Source organism: Nocardia niwae NBRC 108934 = DSM 45340, from assembly GCF_001613465.1.
In the GTDB taxonomy this organism is placed as follows: Bacteria; Actinomycetota; Actinomycetes; order Mycobacteriales; family Mycobacteriaceae; genus Nocardia; species Nocardia niwae.
Genome location: NZ_BDCK01000003.1, coordinates 18,679 through 42,123 on the forward strand (window position 1 = coordinate 18,679; position 23,445 = coordinate 42,123).

General features: G+C 68.7%; 19 protein-coding genes and 1 riboswitch. Of the genes, 11 read left to right on the forward strand and 8 right to left on the reverse strand.

Features of this window, described 5'->3' with window-relative positions:
• The first annotated feature begins 226 nt into the window (after positions 1 to 226).
• Positions 227 to 1,204 (forward strand): NAD(P)H-dependent flavin oxidoreductase, encoded by a 978-nt coding sequence (locus tag NNI01S_RS02010; RefSeq protein ID WP_174554346.1) that lies wholly within the window; start codon positions 227 to 229, stop codon positions 1,202 to 1,204.
• 6 nt (positions 1,205 to 1,210) lie between these two features.
• Here NNI01S_RS02010 and NNI01S_RS02015 read toward each other — a convergent pair whose 3' ends face one another.
• Positions 1,211 to 2,182, reverse strand: a complete 972-nt coding sequence (locus NNI01S_RS02015) for an MBL fold metallo-hydrolase (RefSeq protein ID WP_174554347.1) — start codon at positions 2,180 to 2,182, stop codon at positions 1,211 to 1,213.
• A gap of 152 nt (positions 2,183 to 2,334) precedes the next feature.
• Between NNI01S_RS02015 and NNI01S_RS02020 the strand changes: the two genes are divergently transcribed.
• Genes NNI01S_RS02020 through NNI01S_RS02030 form a run of 3 tightly spaced genes read left to right on the forward strand, consistent with a single transcriptional unit; the run spans position 2,335 to position 9,529 of the window.
• Positions 2,335 to 2,631 carry an acyl carrier protein gene (locus NNI01S_RS02020; RefSeq protein ID WP_084488372.1) on the forward strand — a complete coding sequence of 99 codons (297 nt, stop codon included), beginning with the start codon at positions 2,335 to 2,337 and terminating at the stop codon, positions 2,629 to 2,631.
• The gene (locus tag NNI01S_RS02025; RefSeq protein ID WP_063016886.1) at positions 2,628 to 7,679 is read left to right on the forward strand and encodes a type I polyketide synthase; all 5,052 of its coding nucleotides are present in this window, start codon (positions 2,628 to 2,630) and stop codon (positions 7,677 to 7,679) included. Before NNI01S_RS02020 ends, NNI01S_RS02025 begins: the two co-directional genes overlap by 4 nt.
• Positions 7,676 to 9,529 carry a fatty acyl-AMP ligase gene (locus NNI01S_RS02030; RefSeq protein ID WP_063016887.1) on the forward strand — a complete coding sequence of 618 codons (1,854 nt, stop codon included), beginning with the start codon at positions 7,676 to 7,678 and terminating at the stop codon, positions 9,527 to 9,529. Before NNI01S_RS02025 ends, NNI01S_RS02030 begins: the two co-directional genes overlap by 4 nt.
• 8 nt (positions 9,530 to 9,537) lie before the next feature.
• Here NNI01S_RS02030 and NNI01S_RS02035 read toward each other — a convergent pair whose 3' ends face one another.
• The 3 genes from NNI01S_RS02035 to NNI01S_RS02045 all read right to left on the reverse strand — a co-directional run bounded on the left by NNI01S_RS02035 (position 9,538) and on the right by NNI01S_RS02045 (position 11,248).
• A complete protein-coding gene (locus tag NNI01S_RS02035; RefSeq protein ID WP_245675942.1) occupies positions 9,538 to 9,942 on the reverse strand; it encodes an RNA-binding S4 domain-containing protein in 405 nt (134 codons plus the stop codon).
• A gap of 3 nt (positions 9,943 to 9,945) precedes the next feature.
• Positions 9,946 to 10,542, reverse strand: a complete 597-nt coding sequence (locus NNI01S_RS02040) for a C40 family peptidase (protein WP_063016888.1) — start codon at positions 10,540 to 10,542, stop codon at positions 9,946 to 9,948.
• A gap of 78 nt (positions 10,543 to 10,620) precedes the next feature.
• A riboswitch (cyclic di-AMP (ydaO/yuaA leader) is annotated at positions 10,621 to 10,789 on the reverse strand.
• Between the two features lie 201 nt (positions 10,790 to 10,990).
• On the reverse strand, positions 10,991 to 11,248 hold the full coding sequence (locus tag NNI01S_RS02045; RefSeq protein WP_063016889.1) for a hypothetical protein: 258 nt from the start codon (positions 11,246 to 11,248) through the stop codon (positions 10,991 to 10,993).
• A 167-nt stretch (positions 11,249 to 11,415) separates the two neighbouring features.
• Between NNI01S_RS02045 and NNI01S_RS02050 the strand changes: the two genes are divergently transcribed.
• The 7 genes from NNI01S_RS02050 (at position 11,416) to NNI01S_RS02080 (ending at position 20,767) form a co-directional block, all read left to right on the forward strand.
• On the forward strand, positions 11,416 to 12,597 hold the full coding sequence (locus NNI01S_RS02050) for an ATP-binding protein (RefSeq protein WP_063016890.1): 1,182 nt from the start codon (positions 11,416 to 11,418) through the stop codon (positions 12,595 to 12,597).
• Positions 12,598 to 12,755: 158 nt separating this feature from the next.
• Positions 12,756 to 14,711, forward strand: a complete 1,956-nt coding sequence (locus NNI01S_RS02055; protein WP_063016892.1) for an acyl-CoA dehydrogenase family protein — start codon at positions 12,756 to 12,758, stop codon at positions 14,709 to 14,711.
• 308 nt (positions 14,712 to 15,019) lie between these two features.
• Positions 15,020 to 15,982 (forward strand): alpha/beta fold hydrolase, encoded by a 963-nt coding sequence (locus tag NNI01S_RS02060; RefSeq protein ID WP_063016894.1) that lies wholly within the window; start codon positions 15,020 to 15,022, stop codon positions 15,980 to 15,982.
• A gap of 191 nt (positions 15,983 to 16,173) precedes the next feature.
• Positions 16,174 to 16,461: an Rv0250c family protein gene (locus tag NNI01S_RS02065; protein WP_063016896.1), complete on the forward strand. Its 288-nt coding sequence runs from the start codon at positions 16,174 to 16,176 to the stop codon at positions 16,459 to 16,461.
• A 760-nt stretch (positions 16,462 to 17,221) separates the two neighbouring features.
• Positions 17,222 to 18,052 carry a succinate dehydrogenase subunit SdhC gene (gene sdhC, locus NNI01S_RS02070; RefSeq protein ID WP_063016898.1) on the forward strand — a complete coding sequence of 277 codons (831 nt, stop codon included), beginning with the start codon at positions 17,222 to 17,224 and terminating at the stop codon, positions 18,050 to 18,052.
• Between the two features lie 25 nt (positions 18,053 to 18,077).
• Entirely contained in the window at positions 18,078 to 20,018 is a 1,941-nt protein-coding gene (locus NNI01S_RS02075; protein ID WP_063016900.1) for a fumarate reductase/succinate dehydrogenase flavoprotein subunit, read from the forward strand.
• Positions 20,019 to 20,020: 2 nt separating this feature from the next.
• A complete protein-coding gene (locus NNI01S_RS02080; RefSeq protein ID WP_063016903.1) occupies positions 20,021 to 20,767 on the forward strand; it encodes a succinate dehydrogenase/fumarate reductase iron-sulfur subunit in 747 nt (248 codons plus the stop codon).
• Between the two features lie 45 nt (positions 20,768 to 20,812).
• Here NNI01S_RS02080 and NNI01S_RS02085 read toward each other — a convergent pair whose 3' ends face one another.
• The 4 genes from NNI01S_RS02085 to NNI01S_RS02100 all read right to left on the reverse strand — a co-directional run bounded on the left by NNI01S_RS02085 (position 20,813) and on the right by NNI01S_RS02100 (position 23,142).
• On the reverse strand, positions 20,813 to 21,010 hold the full coding sequence (locus NNI01S_RS02085) for a hypothetical protein (RefSeq protein WP_063016905.1): 198 nt from the start codon (positions 21,008 to 21,010) through the stop codon (positions 20,813 to 20,815).
• Between the two features lie 88 nt (positions 21,011 to 21,098).
• A complete protein-coding gene (locus tag NNI01S_RS02090) occupies positions 21,099 to 21,323 on the reverse strand; it encodes a DUF397 domain-containing protein (protein WP_063016907.1) in 225 nt (74 codons plus the stop codon).
• Between the two features lie 186 nt (positions 21,324 to 21,509).
• Entirely contained in the window at positions 21,510 to 21,905 is a 396-nt protein-coding gene (locus tag NNI01S_RS02095) for a DNA-directed RNA polymerase subunit beta (protein WP_245675943.1), read from the reverse strand.
• A 304-nt stretch (positions 21,906 to 22,209) separates the two neighbouring features.
• Positions 22,210 to 23,142 (reverse strand): DNA-3-methyladenine glycosylase family protein, encoded by a 933-nt coding sequence (locus tag NNI01S_RS02100; RefSeq protein WP_063016911.1) that lies wholly within the window; start codon positions 23,140 to 23,142, stop codon positions 22,210 to 22,212.
• Positions 23,143 to 23,445: the final 303 nt, after the last annotated feature.

The window sequence follows — 23,445 nt, forward strand, 5'->3', positions numbered from 1 at the left end:
GAATCCGGGTTAATCAGCCCGACCGCGTCACCTCATTCGGCAGCGCCGCTTCTAGCAGGCCATTTGATCTCCTCAGGACCGGTAAGCCAACCGAAAGCCTACCGGTTAAGATCATCAAATATGCGAACCTCGGCTCACTTATGAGTTGAATGCAGGCCGATTCTCGTGTCACCATCGACGCCAACGGGCGAACCGGCACGCCCGCGCGAGACATAGGAGAAGCGCAATGCTGCGGACCAGGTTCACCGAGAAGTTCGGGGTGGAACATCCGATCGTGCAGGGCGGCATGATGTGGGTCGGGCGGGCCGAACTCGTCGCCGCCGTCGCCAACGCGGGCGGGCTCGGCTTCATCACGGCCCTGACCCAGCCGACCCCGGACGACCTGCGCCGGGAGATCGCGCGCACCAGGGAACTCACCGACAAGCCGTTCGGCGTGAACGTCACCATCCTGCCTTCGATCAACCCGCCGCCCTACGCGGAATACGTGCAGGCGATCATCGACAGCGGCGTCAAGATCGTCGAGACGGCGGGCAGCAACCCCGAGCCGTTCCTGCCCTACTACAAGGACGCGGGCATCAAGGTGCTGCACAAGTGCACCAGCGTGCGGCACGCGCTGAAAGCCGAGCGGATCGGCGTGGACGGGGTCAGCATCGACGGCTTCGAGTGCGCGGGCCATCCCGGTGAGGACGACGTGCCCGGCCTCGTGCTCATCCCGGCCGCCGCCCGCGAACTGAGCATCCCGATGATCGCTTCCGGCGGCATCGCCGACGCCCGCGGCTTGGTCGCCGCACTCGCCCTCGGCGCTGACGGCGTCAATATGGGCACCCGGTTCCTGTGCACCCAGGAGTCCTCGATCGATCAGAAGGTCAAGGAGAAGATCGTCGCGAACTCCGAGCGCGACACCCAGCTCATCTTCCGCACCATGCACAACACCGCGCGGGTGGCGGACAACGAGATCAGCCGCAAGGTCGTCGAGATCGAGAAGGCCGGCGGCACCTTCGACGACGTGCGGGATCTGGTCGCGGGAGCGCGCGGCCGCCGGGTGTTCGAGGACGGCGATCTGGACGCGGGCATCTGGTCGGTCGGTCTGTGCCAGGGCCTGATCCACGACATCCCGACCTGTGCCGAGCTGATCGGCCGGATGGTCACCGAGGCCGAGGAGCTGATCACGGCCCGCCTGGCCGAAACCGTGGTGGTCGGCTGACCGGAATCACTTGGCCGCGCGGGCGGTGACCGCAGCGTAGTCGTGGCTCGCGATGAGTTCGATGCCGTCGGGCAGCGCGTGCAGACGGTGGATCGTGGTGAAGGCGGCGTCCCGGTCGGCGTCGAACAGCTTGCCCGGCATCGGCGCCTTCTCCCGCAGCAGGTCCACCTGCAACTTGCTCCAGACGGCGTCGCCGGCGAACAGCACGCGGCTGCCGTCGTCCACCGCGAGCAGCACACCGATGCTGCCCGGCGTGTGGCCCGCGAGATCGACCAGCAGCACCGACCCGTCGCCGAACAGGTCCTTGCTGCGCGGAAAGGTCAGCACCGGTGGTCCGTCCAGCTCGAAGCGGTCGAATCTGCGTCCCCGCAGCGGGCCGCGCGCCACACCGGCCGGAGCGTGCGGACCGCCGAGCGCCCAGTCGTATTCCGCGCCGGGCAGGCGGATCTCGACCGAGTCGGGCAGCTCCAGCAAGCCCGACACATGGTCCCAGTGCAGGTGGGTGGGCACCACGAAATCGATGTCGTCGCCCGCGACGTCGTGCGCGGCCAGCGCGCCGGACAGGCCGAGCACCGGCTTGTCCGGCGCGACGAGCAACGGAACCGGGAACGGCAGTTCGGGCAGCACGCGCTCGTGCACGTCCGCGCACAGGGCGGGATCGACCAGGAAGCGCGCCTTCGGATGCTCGACCAGGAACGCCGCCATCGACAGCCGCATCTCCCGCAGGCTGCGCACGCCCTCGGCCACGATGGTGGTCGGTGCGGACATGGTGGCCTGGGTCAGCACGGTCAGCCGCACGGTCGCGCTCGCGGGGGGCGGCGGCAGCACCTCGAGGTTCGCCAGCAGGCCCTTGTCGGGGCGGCGCGGCCGCAGTAACCGGCCCGGCGTGGCAGCCAAGGCGGCGCAGCAGCGCAGCAGGACGGGCAGAGTCGGCGTGCGCTCGGCGCGGGTGTCGGCACCGCTGTCCGGTTCGGTCACGCTGCCACGGTATGCGATCACCGCCGGTTCGCGAAAGAGCCGGGCTGGCAGCGGATATGCGACCTTGCTCAGGGCGATTTCTGCGGCATAATCGCGGGGGTACCGTTCTCGAGTGAGGGACAGCAGCCGGGGCGACGGGGAGGGAGAACGCGATGCGGCCCAGTCTTCCGGACGGGCACCGCGGTGCACCGGAGAACGATGGTTCGCTGAGTCGTAGCCAGCGCACGGCGCTCACCTGCGCCGCCGTCCTGGCTGTCGCAGACCTATTGGGCGTCGACGCCGCCGCGGTGTCGACCACCTCGCCCTTCACCGATCTCGGCCTCGGTTCCACCCAGCTCGCGAGGCTGACCGCTCAGCTCGAGGACGCCATGGGAGTCGAGGTTCCGCTGACCGCGATCTATGACCATCCGGATATCGAACAGCTTGTCGAGTTCCTCGCGATGCGATGAGCGGCGCGCAGACCGATCCCGCAGGCTCGCATCCCCCCGTCTCCATCATCGGCATCGGCTGCCGACTGCCCGGAGCGGCGGGCGCCGCCGAGTTCTGGCGGCTGCTGGTCGAGGGCCGCGACGCCACGTCCACCCCGCCCGCCGGTCGGCTGGGTTCCCGGCGGGGCGGCTACCTCGACGACGTCGAGTCCTTCGACAACGATTGGTTCGCCATCTCCGACCGCGAGGCCGCGGTCATGGACCCGCAGCAGCGGCTCGCGCTGGAGGTCGCGGTCGAGGCGCTCGACGACGCGGGAATCGGGTATCGCGCGCGGGGTTCCGGCGCCGCCGTCGTCTTCGGCGCGTCGGGGTACGACCACGGCATCGCGGTGCTCGGCCGCGCCGGCCACGACGCACCCTACGCGGTGACCGGCTCCGCGCTGAGCATCATCGCCAACCGGTTGTCGTACGTGCTCGATCTGCACGGGCCGAGCCTGGTGCTCGACAGCGCCTGCTCGTCCTCGCTCGCCGCGGTGGACCTCGCCGTCCGGCTGCTCGCCGACGGCACGGTCCCGTTCGCCATCGTGGGCGGCGTCAATCTGGTGTTGCTGGAGCACACCTCGAATTACCTGGCCGAGGGTGGTTTCCTGTCACCGGGCGGCAGGTCGGCGCCGTTCGACGCCGCGGCCGACGGCTATGCCCGCGGGGACGGCTGCGCTGTCGTGGTGTTGCAGCGCAGCGCGGACGCGGTACGCGAGGGCAACCGGGTGTACGCCGAGATCATCGGGACCGCCGTCGGATCGGACGGGCGCTCGAACGGCCTCCACGCGCCGAACGGCCGCGCGCAGCAGGAGACGCTGCGCACCGCGTGGTCGCGCGCCGGGCGTGCGCCGAGCAGCGCCGGCTACATCGAATGCCACGGCACCGGAACGCCTCTGGGCGACGCGGTGGAAGTCGGCGCGCTCGCGGCCGCGCTCGGCGACGGCGCGGGCGACCCGGTCTGGATCGGATCGGTGAAGTCGAACATCGGACATCTGGAAGCCGCCGCCGGAGTCACCGGGATGGTGAAGACCGCGCTGTCCATCCACCACGGGGTGATCGCTCCGACGATCAACCTGCACACCGAACACCCTCTGCTGCACTTGGCCGAGCGAGGGTTGCGCGTGCCGACCGAGCCGGTGGAGTGGGACCGGGTGGCCGCGCCGGAGCGTGTGGCGGGGGTCAGCTCGTTCGGATTCGGCGGCACGATCGCGCACATCGTGCTGCGCGGTGTCCCGCCGACCGGGCCCGATCGTGGTGACCACTTCCCGATTCTGCTGCCGCTCACCGCACGCGACGACGAGGAGCTGCGCGAACGCGCCCTGCGGCTGGCCGATGAACTGGACGGGGCGCGGCCGTCGTTGCCCGAGTTCGTCTCAGCGGCGGCGCGCTCGATCCCCGAGCCGGCCCGTGCCGCGGTGCTCGCGCACGACCATCCGGACGCGGTGCACCGGCTGCGCGCGTTCGGCCGCGGCGATGCCGACGCGGCGCTCGGCCCGGTGGCGAGCCGCCGCCGCGGCGGACTGCTGTTCCTGTTCTCCGGACAAGGCGGTCAGCATCCGAAGATGGGCCGAGCGCTGGCGGCGCGCTATCCGGTCTTCGCCGCCGCGCTCGCGGAGGCGACCGACGCTGTCGTGACGGCGGGCGGGCCGCGGGTGTGGACGCCGCGCCACGGCTTCACCTCCGCGGGCGAGACGCAACCCACCGATCTGGTGCAGCCCGCCTTGTTCGCGTTCCAGATCGCCCTGGCGAAACTGCTGGCGGCTTGGGGAATTCGTCCTGACGCCGTGGCCGGGCACAGCTTGGGCGAGATCGCGGCGGCGGCGGTGAGCGGTGCGCTGTCGCTCGCGGACGCCGCGCGCGTGGTGGTGTTGCGCAGCGCCACCCTGGCGCATCTGGACGGCCACGGCGCGATGGCGGTGCTGGAGGCGGACCCGGGCGAAGCCGCCAAACTCGTGGAGCCCATGCGGGCGGAGGTGGCCATCGCCGCGGTCAACGGCCCACGATCGGTGGTCGTGTCCGGGACGCCGCGCTATGTCGACGCGCTGGTGCGGCGGGCCACCCGTCGCACCATGTTCGCGCGCAGGCTCGCGGTCGACTTCGCCGCGCACAGCCCGCAGGTCGCGACCGTGCTCGCCCCGTTCGTCGCGGGGTTGACCGAGATCACCCCGCGCGCCCCGCGCCAGCCGGTGTACTCGACGACTCGGCGGGGCGTGAAGCTCACCACCGCGGCCATGGATCGCGACTACTGGGCCGAGAATGCCGCCCACACGGTGGAATTGGCGGCCGCGCTGGAGCGCGCGGCCGAAGACGGGTTCTCGACCGTGCTCGAGGTCGGCCCGCATCCGGTGCTGCTCTCCGCGGTGCGCGAGTACGCGGACTTCCGCGACGGCGCGCATTCCGTGGCGCAGCGCGCGGACGAGGCGAGCGGTTTCCTCACCGGTTTGGCCGGGCTGTACCTGGAGGGACGTCCGGTCGACTGGTCGGCGCTCGGCCCCTTCACCGCGCCCGCGCCGCGGCGGTGGCGCAGGCGGAAGTTCCCGCTGCTGGTGGCCGGGCCCGCGAGCGCGCACGTGCCCGAAACGATCTTCCCCGTCGAGGATCTCACCGATCACGTGGTGCAGGGCGACAACATCGTCCCGGCCGTCTTCTGGCTGCGGAGGCTGCTGCATCTCGCCCGGGAGACCGCGGGGACGGCCGCCGTGGCCGACTTCGCCGTGCACGAGAGGACCGATCCGAGCGTTCTGCCCGAGGTCGTCTATCGCGGGCCGGGGCCGGAGCAAAGCGTACGGGCGGAGGTCACGGGCACCGAGACGCTGGCTTCGGCCCGGCCCGCCGGTGACCCCACACCCGCGGATATCGTCGCATGGATGCGGGTGGTCGACGCAAATCGGGCCGCCCGGCATCACATGCGCGTGGTCACCACCGGGGCGTTCTACCAGGAATTGCGGCGCAGGCGGCTGGAGTACGGGCCCCGGTTCCGCACGCTGCGCGGCATAGCCGCGGGCACCGGACGTGCGCTGGGATTGTTCGACTCCGCCGAATTGCATCGCACCGCAACGCTGGACGGCTGTCTGCACGTGCTCGCGGCGGCGGTCTTCGACGAATTGCCCACGACGTCGATTCCGCTGCCGATCGGCATCGATGCGGCCTGGTTGTCGCAGGAGCCGAATCGCCACGTGCTCGAGGTGCACGCCGTGATCCGGGAGCGCGGCGACACCGGGCTGGTCGGCGACGTCGTCGCGACCGATCAGCACGGCGTGCCCTGTCTCGCCTTCTCCGGCGTGCACATCCGTTACGCCGACGCGGCGGCCGAGGAAAACTCCGGCGGGCTCGGCGCGGCCCGTGCCGAGCAGGCGACGCAGACCGCGTCCTTCCGCCAAGAGGTCTGGCAGTCGCGCGATCCCGGCTCGCTCGGGCTCGGCGACCCGGCCGAAACGGTCGTGCGGCGTGCGCTGGTGGTGGGCGCATCCGACCTCGCGGACCGGCTCGCCCGCGCCCTGGACGACGAGTTGCCGACCGAACGGATCGCGCGCGATCCGGACGACGCGAGCCCGTTCGTCCCCGCGGTGCTGACCGGGCGCGGCGGCGGCCACGCCGTGGTGGCCGTGTGGCCCGCCGGCTCCGGCGTGTGCGACGGTGCGAGCGCCGCTGCCACGACCGGTCGCGTTCTCGAACTGCTGCAACTGATCTCCGACCACGACGGCACCGCCTCCATGACGGTCGTACTGCCGGTCTCCCGGCCCGACGAGTCCGGTGCGGTGGCCCCGGTCGTCCCGGCGGCGATCGCCGGGCTGGTGCGCTCGCTCCAGCTCGAGACGGACCGCCCGGTGCGGCTGGTCTGGACCGAACCGGACCTCGCGAACGTGCCGCTGCTCACCCGCCTGGCGACGACTGCCGACCGTGCGATTCCCGGCGAGCTGCGCCTCTCGGCGGGCGAGGTCGCGGTGCGGCGCTTCATACCCGCGCGAGCGCGCGCCCTGCCGGTCGCCGGCATCGACGCGAGCGGCACCTACGTCGTCACCGGCGGGCTGGGCGCGCTCGGCTCGGTCGCCGTGCGCTGGTTGCTCGAGGCGGGCGCGCGTGACGTCGTGGTGCTCACCCGGGCGCCGCGCCCGGTGCCCGCACTGCTCGACGGCTTGGAGGACCGCATCGTCGTGGTGCGCTGCGACGCCGCCGACCGGCTCGATCTGGCCAACGCGCTCAGCGATATCCGAGCCTCCGACTCGGTGATCCGTGGCGTCGTGCACGCGGCGGGGGTGCTGGAGGACGCCGTGTTCGACGCGGTCACCGCGGGCCAGCTGGCCAGGGTGTTCCTGCCCAAGTCCACCGCGGCGGGCAATCTGGTCGAACTCACCGCGACCGACGCCACCGACTTCGTCCTGCTGTTCTCCTCGGCCACCGGAGCGCTCGGAGCGCCGGGGCAGGCCGCCTACGCCGCCGCCAACGCGGCCATGGACGCCCTCGCACAGCGTGATCCGGCCAGACGGATCCTGAGCATCGGCTGGGGACTGTGGGATGCGGGCCTCGCCGCGGCTGCCGGCGGAGCGGGTCATCTGCGGCGCGCGGGCGTCGGCGCGTTCGACGTGCGGCACGGAAGCGCCGTACTGTCCCAGGCCCTGCGCTATGACGGCCCGTATCTGCTGGCGCTGGAATACACGCCGACGGCCGACGCCTCCCCGATCGCGGTGCGCTTGGCGACTCTGCTCGCGCCGACCCTCGACGCGCGTCCCGCTCCCACCCGGGTCACCGCGACCGGCCACGCGCCCGAGCCGGCGGACACACTGACCACGACCATCCGCCGCGTCCTGGCGAGCACACTCGATCTGCCGGTCGAACGCATCGACCCCGCGGCCGACTTCAACGACCTCGGGCTCAGCTCGCTGCTCGCGATCGAGATGCGACGGAACCTGGAAACGCGCCTGCGCGTCCGGATCGCCACCGCGGAGTTGTTCAAGCACCCCACCATCACCGCCCTCGGCGCGGCCCTGCTGGACCGGGTGGCCGCGAACCCCGGAGAGACCTCTTGACCGGCGCCGGACAGGCGGGCAATGGGCTCGCGACTTCGGTGGCCGCGTGGGCCGCCACGCGGCCGGACGAGCCCGCCTTCACCGAGCTGCGCTTCCGCGTCCAGGAACGCGTGCCCGTCACGCTCACCTACGCCGGCTTGCACGCGGCGGCGGGTGCGCTGGCGGCACGATTGCGGCGGGAGAGCGCACCCGGTGACCGGGTGGCCATCCTCTGCGCCCATGGAATCGATTACGCGGTGGCGTTTCTCGCCTGCCTGTACAGCAATCGGGTCGCGGTGCCGCTGTTCCCGGCCGTGGGCACGCGCAACCGCGACCGTCTGCAAGCCGTGCTGGCCGACGCCAGGCCCACGCTCGGCCTGATCTCGGCGCACGACGAGACCACCGCGCCGACGCTCGGGCTCGCACTGGGCCGGGTACTCGCCGTGGCGTCGACTTCGTCTGTTCCCGAATGGGATTCGGTTGAGGAGAGCACCGCGTACCCGGTGGGTGCGGCACGATACGCGGGATCACCGAAGACGCGTTTCGGCACGCCGGGCACACAACCGGTCGCGTCGGTGACGGGGTCGTCCTCGCCGATGGCCGCCGCACCGGTCATAGATCCGGTATCCGGCGAGCCGGCCTATCTGCAGTACACCTCCGGTTCGACCAAATCTCCCGCGGGCGTCCGGGTCACCCATGAGAACCTCGCCACGGCGTTGGCGCAGCTCAGGCACGCCGTGTCGGCCGCGCACGATCGGCCCGTCGTCACCTGGCTGCCGTTCTTCCACGACATGGGTTTGATCCTCGGCCTCGCGCTGCCGCTGTTCCTGGGCGTGCACGGCATCACGCTGGCCCCGGCGGAGTTCGTGAAGCGTCCCGTCCGGTGGCTGCGCGCGATCGCCGACTATGGCGCGGGCACCACGGGATGCCCCAATTTCGGATTGACGCTCGCGGTGTCCGGCACAACTCCCGCCGAGCGGGCGGGCCTGGATCTGTCCGGACTGGACCTCGTGCTCAACGGCTCGGAGCCGGTCCGCGCCGACGCGCTCGACGCGTTCACCGAGACCTTCGGCCCGTACGGCTTCCGCCATCACGCGCACACCCCCGGCTTCGGTTTGGCCGAAGCCACCCTGACGGTCACCGTCTGCGATCAGTACCAGTCCCCGGTGTGGCACCGCTTCGACCGGGCCGCACTCGCTGACGGTCGCGCGGTCGCGCTGCCCGAGACCGCGCCGGAAGCCGACGACGGCGTGCCGCTGGTCGGTTGCGGTGCACCCGTCGGACAGGAGTTGCGCATCGTCGATCCGGTGGCGGGGACCGTCCTGCCCGCGGGACGCGTCGGCGAGATCTGGGTGGCCGGAGACAATGTCTGCGACGGATACTTCGGCAGGCCGGACGCCACCTGCGAGACGTTCGGCGCCACCGTGCCGGGAAGTGGCGTCCGCTGGCTGCGCACCGGGGATCTCGGGTTCCAGCACGAGGGGCAGCTGTACATCGCGGGCCGCCGCAAAGACGTCATCGTGGTCGACGGACGCAATCACTATCCCGCCGACATCGAGGCGACGGTGCAGGCATGCGCGCCGGAGGTTCGATCGGGCCATGTGACGGCGTTCGGGCACGACGACGGGCTCCGGGAAGACCTGGTCGTGGTGGCGGAACTGGTCACGATCGGCGGCCGCGAGCCCATCGAACTCTTCGCCCTCGCCCGGCGCATCCGCACCGCGGTCGCGTCCGCGCACGAGGTTCGGCCGGGGGCGGTGCTGCTCGTGGAGGCGGGACGGATTCCCAAGACCAGCAGCGGGAAGCTGCGGCGCGGCGAGTGCAGGGCGCGTTATCTGGCGGGGAATCTGAGTCCGGTGGCCATGATCTGACTGGTTTTTCAGTCGTCGGCTCGGCCCATGAGCCGATCGGTCTCGCGACGCTCCCGCTTGGTGGGCCGCCCCGCACCGCGATCGCGACGCGGCATGCTCGCCACTATTTCCCGCGGGGGAGGAGGCGGACTGCGATCGATCAGGCATTGCGCGGCGATCGGAGCGCCGACGCGCTTGGTGACGATCCGCTCCACGATGACGATGCGTTCGATACCGCCCGCCCGGATGCGCACCTCGTCACCGGGGCGCACGGGCTGCGCGGGCTTGGCCGTCGCGCCGTTCACCCGGACGTGCCCACCGCGGCATGCCTCGGCGGCAGCGGATCTGGTTTTGAACAGGCGCACCGCCCAGGTCCACGAATCAACGCGGGCCTGGCCAGCGGTGCTCTGGATGCCGGATTCGGCGCGGGCCACTCGTCAGACGATACGGCGTGCGGTGACCACCATGTCGGGGCGCAGCGGCGTGTAGGACACCGGCGTACCCGTCTGCACCGCGTTCAGGAGCTTGTTGTCGCCCGCGTAGATGCCGACGTGACCGCCGCCGTTGGTGATGACGATGTCACCCGGCTTCAGGTCGTGGTAGGCGACCGGAGCGCCGACGTGCGACTGCTCGAAGCTGGTGCGGGGGAGTTCGATGCCCGCCTGGCGGAAGGCCCACTGGACGAGGCCGGAGCAGTCGAAGGACCGGGGACCCGCCGCGCCCCAGGAGTACTGGGCGCCGACCTTGGTCCTGGCGGCGTCGAGCGCGACGTCGCCGGGGGAGTTGTTCTGCTGCTGACCGAACAGGCCCGGCAGCATGGGCGCGAAATTGGGAGCCTGGGGAGCGACCTCTTGCGGCGCCTGGGCAGGGGCGGCGGGAACCGCCGCGAGCGCCTGCTGGATCTGCTGGTTGAGCTGCTGGACCGGCTGTTCCCATTCTTGCGGAACGTCGAAATTGCCGACACCGGGAACGTTGATGGTCGCGGCCATGGCCGGAATCGCAGGCATGGCGCCGGTCGCGGCCACCGCACCCATGACAATCGCACCCTTGACGGAATTCGGAACCCGAGAATCCCGTTGCAAGCTGTGTTTACCCACCGAGCTACGTCTCCGATCTTGCTGCTCTCCCGCCGACCGGGTTAGCTGACGGGTTCGGGCCGGGAGAGCGGCCCTACCTCGTGACCGAAACGGTCTCGAGGATTCACCCCAGACGAACCTGTGGGTCCCCGGCACGACAGCCGAGACTGGTTGGCCCCGACAGCCGTTTAGGCGGTAACTAGTGGCGCCGTTTCTCTTCCGAAGCGACTTGTTCCACTAAGTCACGAAGAGATTACGGTGCAGACGCGATGTTGTCCAGCGCACAGAGCAGCATCTTTTCCATCACCGCGGGTATCGCTGCTCCCTTGGCGGGAAACGGTCGTAGCGGTTCGGGTCACGAGGAGATCTCACCGCTCGATCGAGGTCACAGAGAGGACAACCGGGCTCAGTATTGCCCGCGGTGCACCGCGCGCTCTAGTTCGTCGATCCTGCGGCGCGCCTCGGCCAGTTCCACCTCGAGCTTGCCGAGCGCCATGACCAGCGGCCCGACGGCGAGATCGGCGACCAGTTGGGGATCGTCGTAGCCCCGTTCGATCGCGACGAGGATGTTCGACCGGATGCGCTGGGCCACCGTGGCGCCCGCCGGAACGTTCCAGGACCCGACCACTTCGGCCAGGCCGGCGGGACTCGGTTCGTCGGACATGCCCCTCCGTTCCACGCGCCGTGCCGCGCGACCATTCTGGCGAACCCGCCACCAGCCTAGGGAACCGGCGGCGAGAGCAATAGTGCAATACCGGCCGCTAAGGCTCTCTAGGACACGCCGTAGATGTGCCCAGATTATCCGGACGAAACGCGCTACGGTGTCGGGGCATGGACCCCGTGCGGAATCCGTATGCCCCCGGCGCCGGTCAGCGCCCACCCGAATTGGCCGGGCGCGACAAGCAACTCACGGCTTTCGACATCGTGCTCGAGCGCGTCGCGCGTGGCCGCCCGGAACGCAGCGTCATGCTCACCGGATTGCGCGGCGTCGGGAAAACGGTGCTGCTCAACCAACTTCGCTCGGCAGCGATTTCGCGCGGCTGGGGCACCGGCAAGATCGAAGCGCGGCCGGACCAGGAACTGCGCCGCCCGCTGTCCTCGGCGTTGCACATGGCCGCGCGGGCGATCGCCACGGCACACCGCAATCCGGAGCGAGTGGACGACTTCCTCGGCATCCTCAAGGCTTTCGCATTGCGATCCGCCGCGGACAAGGGCATGCGGGAACGCTGGCAACCCGGCATCGACGTGCCGGCGGTGAGCGGCCGGGCCGATTCCGGCGATATCGAAATCGATCTGGTGGAGTTGCTCGTCGAGGCGGCGGCGCTGGCCGGCGACATCGGCGTCGGCATCGCGATCTTCATCGACGAAATGCAGGATCTCGGGCCGGCCGACATCTCCGCGATCTGCGGCGCGTGCCATGAACTGAGCCAGGACGCCGCGCCGCTGATCGTGGTCGGCGCGGGCCTCCCGCATCTGCCCGCAGTGCTGTCCGCGTCGAAGAGCTACTCGGAGCGACTATTCAGCTATCACCGCATCGACCGACTCGACCGCGAGTCCGCGGACCAAGCGCTGATCGCGCCCGCCCAGCGCGAAGACGTGAAGTTCACCGACGAAGCGCTGGACGCGCTGTACCGGAAAGCCGATGGCTACCCGTATTTCGTGCAGGCGTACGGCAAGGCCGCCTGGGATCAGGCGCCGGAGAGCCCGATCACGGCCGAGGACGTCGAGGTGGCCTCGCCCGCCGCGGAGGAAGAACTCGCGGTCGGTTTCTTCGGTTCCCGTTACGAGCGAGCCACACCGGCCGAACGCGAATACATGCGCGCCATGGCCGACCTGTCCGGCGACGACGGACCGGTGGCGACGGCGGCGGTGGCCAACGAACTCGGCCGCAAACCGGCATCACTGTCGCCCGCGCGCGATGGCCTGATCAAGAAGGGCCTCATCTACTCCGCCGAGCGCGGCACGATCGGCTTCACCGTCCCGCACTTCGGCCGCTATCTGCGCTCGGTGTGAGCGCCAGGTCACGGCACAGCGGCCGATTGCCCGCTATTCGCCCGTCTTTCAAGATCGCTAGATATTCGTAGATTTATCTCGACCAGCAGCCCTACCGATGGGTAACAAACCCTCCTACACTCGGATGTGATCCTGATCACGTCCGAGGGAGGACCATCATGGCGACATCCGCGAAAGTCGACGCCACCGAAGAGCAGGCCCGCGCACTGGTCGAGGAATCCCGCGAAACGAGCTGGGTCAAGCCGTCCTTCGCCAAGGAGATGTTCCTGGGACGGTTCCGGCTCGACCTGATTCATCCGTATCCGCAGCCCGGTCCCGAGGACGCCGAGCGCACCGAGGCGTTCCTGTCGCGGCTGCGGACCCTGTGCGAGTCCATGGACGGATCGGTGATCGAGGCGGAGGGCCGTATCCCGGACGAGTACGTCAAGGGCCTGGCCGAACTCGGCTGCTTCGGCCTGAAGATTCCGCAATCGTATGGCGGCCAGGGGCTTTCCCAGGTCGGTTACAACCGCGCGCTGATGCTGGTCGGCTCGACGCATCCGAGCCTCGGCGTCCTGCTGTCGGCGCACCAGTCCATCGGGGTGCCCGAACCGCTCAAACTGGCGGGCACCGACGAACAGAAGGCCGAATTCCTGCCGCGCTGCGCGGCCGGGGCGGTCAGCGCGTTCCTGCTCACCGAGCCCGATGTCGGCTCGGACCCGGCCAGGATGGCCAGTACCGCGACGCCCACCGAGGACGGTGAGGCCTACCTGCTCAATGGCGTGAAGCTGTGGACCACCAACGGCGTGGTCGCCGAACTGCTGGTGGTGATGGCGCGGGTGCCCAAGAGCGAAGGGCATCGCGGCGGCATCTCGGCGTTCGTGGTCGAAGCCGATTCCCCGGGCATCACCGTGGAGCGGCGCAATTCGTTCATGGGCCTGCGCGGCATCGAGAACGGCTTGACCCGGATGCACGACGTACGGGTGCCGAAGCGCAACCTGATCGGCCGGGAGGGTGACGGTCTCAAGATCGCGCTCACCACCCTGAACGCGGGCAGGCTCGCCATCCCCGCGCTGTGCACCGCGGCGGCCAAGTGGTCGTTGAAGATCGCGCGGGAGTGGAGCACCCAGCGTGTGCAGTGGGGCAGGCCGGTCGGCGAACACGCGGCCGTGGGCCAGAAAATCGCGTTCATCGCCGCGACCACGTTCGCCCTGGAAGCGGCACTCGATCTGTCGGCCACCATGGCCGACGAGGGCCGCAACGACATCCGGATCGAGGCTGCGCTGGCCAAGCTTTGGGCCAGCGAGATGAGTTGTCAGATCGCCGACGAACTCGTGCAGATCCGCGGCGGCCGCGGCTACGAGACCGCGGCTTCGCTCGCCGCGCGGGGCGAGCGAGCCGTCCCCGCCGAGCAGCTGGTGCGCGATCTGCGGATCAACCGCATCTTCGAAGGCTCCAGCGAGATCATGCGGCTGCTGATCGCCAGGGAAATGGCCGACGCGCACATGGCGGCCGCGGGCGCGCTGGTCGACCGCAAGGCCGAGTTCAAGGACAAGGCGAAGGCTGCGGTCGGCGCGACCGGCTTCTACGCCAAGTGGTTCCCGCAGCTGGCGGTCGGCGCCGGGACGGTGCCCGCGGCCTACACCGAATTCGGCGTGCTGGCCCGGCACCTGCGGTTCGTCGAGCGCAGCGCGCGCAAGCAGGCGAGGTCGCTGATGTACGCGATGGGCCGCTGGCAGGCGGGCCTGGAGTACCGGCAGAACTTCCTCGGCCGGATCGTCGATATCGGCGCCGAGCTGTTCGCCATGTCCGCCGCCTGTATGCGGGCACAGGCATTGCGCGCCGCGGACGCGCCGGAGGGCAAGGCGGCCGAGGAACTGGCGGACGCCTTCTGCAGGCAGTCGCGGCTGCGCGTGCGCCGGTTGTTCGACGCACTGTGGGAGAACACCGACGACGACGATCGCACCCTCACCCGCGGCGTGCTGGACGGCCGTTACGAGTGGCTGGAGGGCGGCGTGCTCGACCCGAGCGAGGGGACCGGGCCGTGGATCGCGGAGTGGCAGATCGGTGCGTCGACCGAGGAGAACCTACTGCGTCCCTTCCTGCCCTCCACACGTCCACGCGCGCAGGCCTGATCGAGCAACGGGTCCGTCGTCGCGGCCGGGCGACGACGGACCCTTGCTCGCGCACTATTGATCGGTATCGGGTTTCTCCTAGATAGAGGCAGATTCCCCTCGGCACCCAGAATCTAAAGGAATCTGGTCTTCGGACTATCGCTCCGTAGGTTTTCCTGTGCAGGCAGCCGGGGACGACTCGATCGACCGGCAGCCTCGGTTGGACAACGTGTGCATAACGGCAGGTGTGCGCCGTTAACGGCGCGGAAATCCAGTCCGACAAGTGGGCAGGAAGCGCCGATCATGCGCCTCGCCCACAGGAGAGTGCCATGTCCACCACCATCGCCCGCCGCGCCGCCGATCACGACGGCCACCGCGTCACGGTGTCGGCCGGGGACGGTGTCCCCCTCGCGGTCCGCGTCTTCGGCGCCGACGACGCCCTCGCGACCGTCGTCTTCGTCCACGGGCACTGCTTGCGCGCCGAGTCCTGGTTCTACCTGCGCGAGCACCTGCGGCACCGGTGGGGCGAGGACACCAGGATGGTGTTCTACGACCATCGCGGACACGGCGAATCCGGGGCGGCCCATCCGTCGACCTACACCATCGAGCAGCTCGGCCACGACCTGGACACCGTCCTGCGGACGGTCGCGCCGACCGGTCCGGTTGTTCTGGTCGGCCACTCGATGGGCGCGATGGTCGTGCTCGCCTACGCCCGGCTCTACCCGGAGGCGATCGGCGCGCGAATCGCCGGTGTCGGGCTGCTCGCCGCCGCGGCCGCCGGGATTACCGAGGTCGGGCTGGCGCGCCTGCTCCATCGACGGACGGTGAGCTCGCTGCAAGCCGCCGTCACCCGCGCCCCGCGCGTGATGCACGCGTCCAGGCGCCTGACCCGCCGCCTGTTCGCGCCGCTCCTGCGCGAAGCCGAATTCGGCACCAGGAGGGTGAACCCGCGAATGGCCGCGCTGGCCACCGCGATGTTGAACGACACGCCGCTGGTCACCATGACCGGCTTTCTGCACTCGCTGATCACGTTCGACGAGACGGCCACCCTGTACCGCCTCGGCGCCGTCCCCGCGCTGGTGCTGGCCGGCTCGGCGGACATCATCTTCCCGTTCGCGCACTCGGTGGCTCTGGCTTCCCAGCTGGCCGGCGCCGAGCTGGTCCGCCTGGAAGGCGCCGGCCACAGCGTGATGCTGGAACGGGCCGAAGAGGTCGCGCTGTCCATCGCCGGACTCACCGAACGCGCCGTCGCCGCGGCGCGCGCCTGCACCGGGTACGCCGCCGCGGGCTGATCCTCCGCAACCACCCGGCGATCAGCGAATTTCCCCCGGTACGAGCCAGGAGCGGATTCTTTCGGTACTGTGTTGTAGATCACGTTGTGCGGTGGGTCACACAACTCGGTGCCGCGCGGTCCAAGGCAGAAGGGCAACCGCGCGCCATGGCACCGAGTTCGCATGTCCGCCAGGGAATTCAGGAGGTATCGATGACTCGCAGCGAAATTGCGGAACTACGCTACGCGGTCGGCCAACTCCGGCAATCCATCGGCGTACTGCGCAACCAGTACGGCGATGCCAGCACGGTCCGCAGGCTGGAGAACGACCTCGAGCGGCTCGTCATCGACGCCGACGAGCTCGAGAAGTCACCGCCGCCAGAGGTGCGGCGCGGCGCTCAGGACGTCATCTACGTGCCGGACAGCAAGTCCGACGAGGCCGCCTGGATGGGCGCGCAGGACGAGGGGCTCGGCTTCCACTCTCGTCCGCGGACGAAGTAGACCCGGGATGGGCGGCGCGAGCCGCCCATCGCTGGTCGGCGAACGCGCGATCCGACGCAGTGCGCCGACCGACCCCCGCGGCATCCGCACGCCACCAGGGCCGAGCGCCCTGGTCTCCGCGTCGACGCCTCAGCGGAACCCCGGGTCGTGCGGCAACCGGGCACGAGCATCGGTTGCCGAACTCGACGTAGGAATTCGCGAGGTGGCGACCCGTGTGAGCGCATGCCCGTCAGCCAGTCGTCGCCCGGCGGCCGAGATGCCCGCGGACATCATGCCCATCCGGGCGCACCGATCCGGTCTCCTATTCACTCCGTGCGTCGGCTCACCGCATTGCCTTCACCGCCCCCGAAAGTCATCGTCGATGGCGAATCCGATGCGGTCGGACCACCCGGTTCCGGTGGCGGAAACACACCCCGCCCACAGACCGCGAGGGCCCTCGAAGAGGGCCGAGTGCTCCCATACCAGACATCCGAATGGGCCATTGCCGCGCACTCGTATCGCCCCCGCCGGGCAGCGGGAGACACCCCGTTCGAATCTTGTTCCGCTCGAGTCGAGTTCGAAAAGTCCGGTTAGCCCGCTACTCGGCGTAAGCAATCAAGCGGCACCCCAAATGTGGCGCAAATCATACGGTTGACGGCGGGGCGGGTTTGTCGAGACCCCGCTCGATCAATAGCGGACGTGTCGTATGGTGCTCAGCATCACATTCGATTGCGGAGGTAACGATGACCACCCGCACACAAGATCAGCGAGGCATCCACCTGTGAGTGCCGCACCGACCGCCGCCCCGGAAGCGGGTACCGGCGTATTCAGCAGAACAAGGGCCCGAATCTCGGAACGCACATTGCGCACCGACCGATGGTGGATCCCCCCACTCGTCACGGTGCTCGGACTCGCCGCGTTCGTCATCTACGCGACGATCAGATCGTATGTGCGCACGGCGTATTGGGTTCCGGACTATCACTATCTGACCCCGTTCTACTCGCCGTGCCTGAGCACCTCCTGCGTCGAGGGCTCCAGCCATTTCGGCACCCCCTTCGGCGAGCTGCCGGTGATTCTGCCGCTGGGCTTCGTCGTGTTGCCCTTCCTACTCGGATTCCGGCTGACCTGCTACTACTACCGCAAGGCCTACTACCGGTCGGTGTGGTTCTCGCCGCCGGCCTGCGCGGTGGCCGAGCCGCACGGCAAGTACACCGGTGAGACCAAGCTGCCGCTGATCATCCAGAACGCCCATCGCTACTTCTTCTATGTGGCCCTGGTGGTTTCGGTGATCAACACCTACGACGCCATCGTCGCGTTCCACGGCAAGTCCGGAGGCTTCGGCTTCGGCCTCGGCAATATCGTGCTGCTGGTCAACGTGATCCTGCTGTGGGCCTACACGCTGTCGTGCCACTCGTGCAGGCATATCGCCGGCGGACGGCTCAAGCACTTCTCCGCGCATCCGGTGCGCTACTGGTTCTGGACGCAGGTCTCCAAGCTGAACACCCGGCACATGGCACTGGCCTGGACCACCCTCGGCACGCTCGTGCTGACCGACTTCTACGTCATGTTGGTTGCCAGCCAAACGATTTCGGATTTGCGGTTCATCGACTGACCGCCTCATCGAGGAGTTTCTCTGCATGGCAGAAGTGGAACGGCACAAGTACGACGTCGTCGTGATCGGAGCGGGCGGCGCCGGATTGCGAGCGGTCATCGAAGCCAGGGAGCACGGACTGTCCGTCGCGGTGGTGTGCAAGTCACTGTTCGGCAAGGCCCACACGGTGATGGCCGAAGGCGGCTGCGCGGCCTCGATGGGCAATGCCAACGAGAAGGACAATTGGCAGGTCCATTTCCAGGACACGATGCGCGGCGGCAAGTTCCTGAACAACTGGCGCATGGCCGAACTGCATGCCCAGGAGGCGCCCGATCGGGTGTGGGAACTGGAGACCTACGGGGCGCTGTTCGACCGGACCCCGGACGGCCGCATCAGCCAGCGCAACTTCGGCGGCCACACCTACCCGCGGCTCGCCCACGTCGGCGACCGGACCGGCCTGGAGATCATCCGCACGATGCAGCAGAAGATCGTCTCGCTGCAGCAGGAGGATTTCGCCGAGACCGGGGACTACGAGAAGCGCATCAAGGTGTTCGCCGAATGCACCATCACTGAATTGCTCAAGGACGGTGACCGCATCTCCGGCGCCTTCGGCTACTGGCGCGAATCCGGACGCTTCATCCTGTTCGAGACCCCCGCGGTGGTGCTGGCCACCGGTGGCATCGGCAAGTCGTACAAGGTGACCTCGAACTCCTGGGAGTACACCGGCGACGGGCACGCGCTGGCGCTGCGTGCGGGTGCGACGCTGATCAACATGGAATTCCTGCAGTTCCATCCGACCGGCATGGTCTGGCCGCCCAGCGTGAAGGGCATCCTCGTCACCGAGGGCGTGCGCGGCGACGGCGGGGTGCTGAAGAACACCGAGGGCAAGCGGTTCATGTTCGACTACATTCCGCCGGTCTTCAAGGGTCAATACGCGGAGACCGAGGAAGAGGCCGATCAATGGCTGCGCGACAACGACTCCGCGCGCCGCACGCCGGACCTGCTGCCGCGCGACGAAGTGGCCCGCGCCATCAATGAAGAAGTGAAGGCCGGGCGCGGCACCGAGCACGGCGGCGTCTTCCTCGACATCGCTTCGCGGATGCCCGCCGAGGAGATCGTGCGACGGCTTCCCTCGATGCACCACCAGTTCAAAGAACTCGCGGACGTGGACATCACCAAAGAGCCGATGGAGGTCGGGCCGACCTGCCATTACGTGATGGGCGGGGTCGAGGTCGATCCGGACACCGGTGCGGCCACGGTGCCCGGCCTGTTCGCCGCGGGCGAGTGCTCCGGCGGCATGCACGGATCGAATCGCCTGGGCGGCAATTCGCTGTCCGACCTGCTGGTTTTCGGCCGCCGGGCCGGGCTCGGGGCGGCGGCCTACGTGGAACAGCTCGGCGAGCGTCCGTCGGTCGCGGAGGACGATGTCACGAAGGCCGCGAAGGCCGCCGTAGCGCCGTTCGACCCGCCCGCCGACGGCAAGGGCGAGAACCCCTACACCTTGCACACCGATCTGCAGCAGACGATGAACGACCTGGTCGGCATCATCCGCAAGGAACACGAGGTGCGCGAGGCGATCGACAAGCTCGCCCAGCTGCGAACCCGGTTCCGTCAGGTGACCGTGGAGGGCCACCGCCAGTTCAATCCCGGCTGGCATCTCGCGCTCGACTTGCAGAACATGCTGCTGGTCAGTGAATGCGTTGCGCACGCGGCGCTGCTGCGCACCGAGAGCCGCGGCGGGCACACCCGGGACGACCACCCGTCGATGGATCCGGACTGGCGCAACAAGCTGCTGGTCTGCGCGGTCGATTCGGAGACGGCCGGCGACCCGATCCCCGGCGTCACCGTGACGCGCAAGGACCAGCAACCGATGCGATCGGATCTGCTCGCCCTTTTCGATCTCGGCGAGCTCGAGAAGTACTACACCCCGGATGAACTCGCCGGGCACCCGGCCGCGGCCGGGCATTCGACGGAGCGAGAGGCGTAACGATGGGTTACGACGCCAAATTCCGCGTATGGCGCGGCGATCTCGACGGCGGAGAACTGCAGGATTTCACCGTGCTGGTGAACGAGGGTGAGGTGGTGCTCGACATCATCCACCGGCTACAGGCCACCCAGGCGCCCGACCTCGCCGTGCGCTGGAACTGCAAGGCGGGCAAGTGCGGTTCCTGTTCGGCCGAGGTGAACGGGCGTCCGCGGCTGCTGTGCATGACGCGGATGTCGACCTTCACCGAGGACGAGGTGATCACGGTGACGCCGATGCGCACCTTCCCCGTGATCAAAGATCTCGTGACGGACGTGTCGTTCAATTACGAGAAGGCGCGCGAGATCCCGTCTTTCACGCCGCCCGCCGATCTGAAACCGGGCGAGTACCGGATGAAGCAGGTCGACGTGGAGCGTTCTCAGGAATTCCGCAAGTGCATCGAGTGCTTCCTGTGCCAGAACACCTGTCATGTGGTGCGTGACCACGAGGAGAACAAGAAAGCGTTCGCGGGGCCGCGCTATCTGATGCGGATCTCGGAATTGGAGATGCATCCGCTCGATGTCGGCGACCGTACCGAACTCGCCCAGGACGAGCAGGGGCTCGGTCTGTGCAACATCACCAAATGCTGCACCGAGGTCTGCCCGGAACATATCAAGATCACCGACAACGCGTTGATCCCGATGAAGGAGCGAGTGGCCGACCGCAAGTACGATCCACTGGTTTGGCTGGGTAACAAGCTTTTCCGCCGGTAGCGCCGGACCACCGGCCGGGGATGTCCCCGGCCGGTCGGCGCACCCTTACAACATGGCCACGACCCCGAGGGCCACGATCCACACCAGCAGGCCGACGAGCAGCGCCGACAGCAGCGAACTGGTGAGGACGAAGACTCCGACCGCCGACACCGCGAACAACAGCACGACGATCAGCCATTCCACCCAATCGTCCGGCCGTAATTTCCGGTACCGGGGATGGGAACTCTTGAGCCCACGGTCCACGAATACGGGCTACCCGCATCCGGCCTCGGCAAACGTCTTTTCGTTGCCGAATATGTGTCATTCCGTGATATACGACGGCCGCCGTGCCTTATCGCGGCCGGTCGAACTCACCGTCCTGCACGCCCGCGGTGAAGGCGGCCCACTCCGCGGGCGTGAAGATCAGCACCGGCCCGTCGGGGTCCTTCCCGTTGCGCATTCCCACATGTCCGTCGGCGAGCAGCGCCACCTCGACGCTGTCGTTGCCCGCCCCTTCCCCGGCCCTTCGCCACGTGGCGCCGGTCAAGTCGATGTTGGCGTTGCCTTGAATGCTCACGAATTGGACTCCTTCGCTGTCTGCCGTGGCAGACGTGTACGGACCGAGAACCCAGCGCTGTCGCCGGACGCATTCACGCGCGCCCGATAGTACCGCCGCCGACCGGCGCTGTCGGGCGAACTACCAGGCGAATTCGGCCCGGTACAGGGAGATTCCGGTCGGCGGTCGCCACCGGGACCGCCGCGCTCAGCGGCGGCGCGGCGCAGGCTCCGCCCACGCGCGGATGGCCGCCACCACCACCCGGCCGGAGGGGCGAAAGCGACTCCGCGGCGGCACGATCCAGGACCGGATCGCGCCGACCGAAGCGGTCGGGGATGGCAGCGCGATCGTCGATCCGGTGCGGGAGACCGACACATTCAGCCGGAACAATTCCGCGAACAGGCGCGTATCGTTTTCCGGCAGGTCCGGCGTGATCAGGAAAGTCCATCGGTTCGAGCGCGGGTGCGCCAGGATCGGCCCGAGCCGGACGCTCTTGCTCTGCATGTGCGCTTTGACCGCCTGGCCCAGACTGCTCGGCATGGTCAACGCCCACACCGACCCGGCTCGCAGCACGATCCGGCCCAGTTCCGGTGGGTCGACCACGGCTGGCAGATCACATTCGCGCCGGTAGAACTGGCATCTGGACCGTGGTGTATCTCCGAGTGGCCTCTGCTCCACGGACAACCCCCTGCAATTGTGTGGTTCGTTCGACGATTAGGTGCGCGCCACACCGAAGCCCTGCTCTCCGACTGCGGCGACCGCTCGCGTACCGATATGAATGCGGCGATGGCCGAGTGTGACGCGACTACCCCTAGTTTTGCCCGGACCAGGGCGGGAACGACGGATAAAGATTGGGCAAAACTGCGGAAAAGTAGTCGCCTACGGGACTTCTGTTAACTGCTGTGACTCAGTGCCGGCTGTGATCGGTCAGCGCGGTGCGGGGGCCGAACTTCGGTTTGTGGAAATGGCCGCTGATTTCCAGCAGCCGGATCGCCCGATAGCGGTGCGGACGCAGTGGTTCGAGATATTCGACCATCGCCTCGTCATCGATCGGGCGACCGAGCAAGGTCCAGCCGACCGTGGCGGCGAGATGATAATCGCCGACCGACAGCGCGTCCGCGTCGCCGAAAGCTCGCTGCGCGATCTCCGCGGCGGTCCATTCGCCGATTCCGGGAACGCTGCGCAGCATGCGTGCCGCCTCGGCCGGATCGACCCGCGCGGCGCGCTCCAGCGACTCGGCGATCCGCGCGGCGCGCACGATGGTCTGCGCGCGCTGCGGTCCGACGTTGGCCCGGTGGTAGACCCAGGACGGAATCCGCCGCCAGGTGTCGGCATCCGGCGGCAGCCGCATTCCTTCCGGTGCGGGGCCGGGCGCGGGCTCGCCGTACTGCCGCACCAGTTTCCGCCACGATGCCCGCGCGGAGACGGTGTGCACCTTCTGCTCCAGCACGGCCGGAACCAGAGCTTCGAACACCAGGCCCGTGCGCAACATGCGCAGGCCGGGGAACCGGCGGTAGGCATCGACGAGCTTCGGATGATCCGGGAGGAACGCCGAGACGTCCTCGTCCAGGCAGAGCATGCGCTCGAGACCCGCGAGGAATTCCTCCGCGCCCGGCCCCCAAGCACGGGCCTGCACCGCACCCGGGTCGGACTGCGTCAATCGATAGGTGACCGGCCCGGTCGGCAGGCGGGAGACATGCCAATGCGCGCCGTCGGCGGTCACCCGGTGACACGGATCGCCGGTGCCGCGGCCGAGAGGAGCGAGGGTGCACGCCAGATCGATCGGCCGATCCGTTATGAGGGTCCGGCTCGCCCCCGGCTCGACCGTCACGCTGCGCACGGCCTCATTCTGCCCGGTGCGGCGCGCGGCGCCGCACCGCCCTCCGCTCGGCGCGACAGATTATCATCACAGCCCATAAGGCTTTTCATATCGATCCCGCATGATTATAGTTTCGCAATCGGTTGTAACGAAACGAGATTCACGACGATATTGATTCCGTTCGGCAAATAGCTGGCTGTAGCAATGACGGAGGTTCTCTGATGATCACCAATCTGCTCAACTGGTTGCTCAACGCCTGGGGTGGAGTTTTCGCGGGCAGCTCGGGCTACCAGATTCCGCCGGGCACCCTGCCGTTCGGCAGCT

What these genes read in the sequence shown, in the direction of transcription:
- NNI01S_RS02010 (WP_174554346.1), top strand. Translation starts at nt 227, where the DNA reads ATGCTGCGGACCAGGTTCACCGAGAAGTTCGGGGTGGAACATCCGATC.
- NNI01S_RS02020 (WP_084488372.1), top strand. Translation starts at nt 2,335, where the DNA reads ATGCGGCCCAGTCTTCCGGACGGGCACCGCGGTGCACCGGAGAACGAT.
- NNI01S_RS02025 (WP_063016886.1), top strand. Translation starts at nt 2,628, where the DNA reads ATGAGCGGCGCGCAGACCGATCCCGCAGGCTCGCATCCCCCCGTCTCC.
- NNI01S_RS02040 (WP_063016888.1), bottom strand. Translation starts at nt 10,542, where the DNA reads ATGGGTGCGGTGGCCGCGACCGGCGCCATGCCTGCGATTCCGGCCATG.
- NNI01S_RS02045 (WP_063016889.1), bottom strand. Translation starts at nt 11,248, where the DNA reads ATGTCCGACGAACCGAGTCCCGCCGGCCTGGCCGAAGTGGTCGGGTCC.
- NNI01S_RS02050 (WP_063016890.1), top strand. Translation starts at nt 11,416, where the DNA reads ATGGACCCCGTGCGGAATCCGTATGCCCCCGGCGCCGGTCAGCGCCCA.
- NNI01S_RS02055 (WP_063016892.1), top strand. Translation starts at nt 12,756, where the DNA reads ATGGCGACATCCGCGAAAGTCGACGCCACCGAAGAGCAGGCCCGCGCA.
- NNI01S_RS02060 (WP_063016894.1), top strand. Translation starts at nt 15,020, where the DNA reads ATGTCCACCACCATCGCCCGCCGCGCCGCCGATCACGACGGCCACCGC.
- NNI01S_RS02065 (WP_063016896.1), top strand. Translation starts at nt 16,174, where the DNA reads ATGACTCGCAGCGAAATTGCGGAACTACGCTACGCGGTCGGCCAACTC.
- NNI01S_RS02075 (WP_063016900.1), top strand. Translation starts at nt 18,078, where the DNA reads ATGGCAGAAGTGGAACGGCACAAGTACGACGTCGTCGTGATCGGAGCG.
- NNI01S_RS02080 (WP_063016903.1), top strand. Translation starts at nt 20,021, where the DNA reads ATGGGTTACGACGCCAAATTCCGCGTATGGCGCGGCGATCTCGACGGC.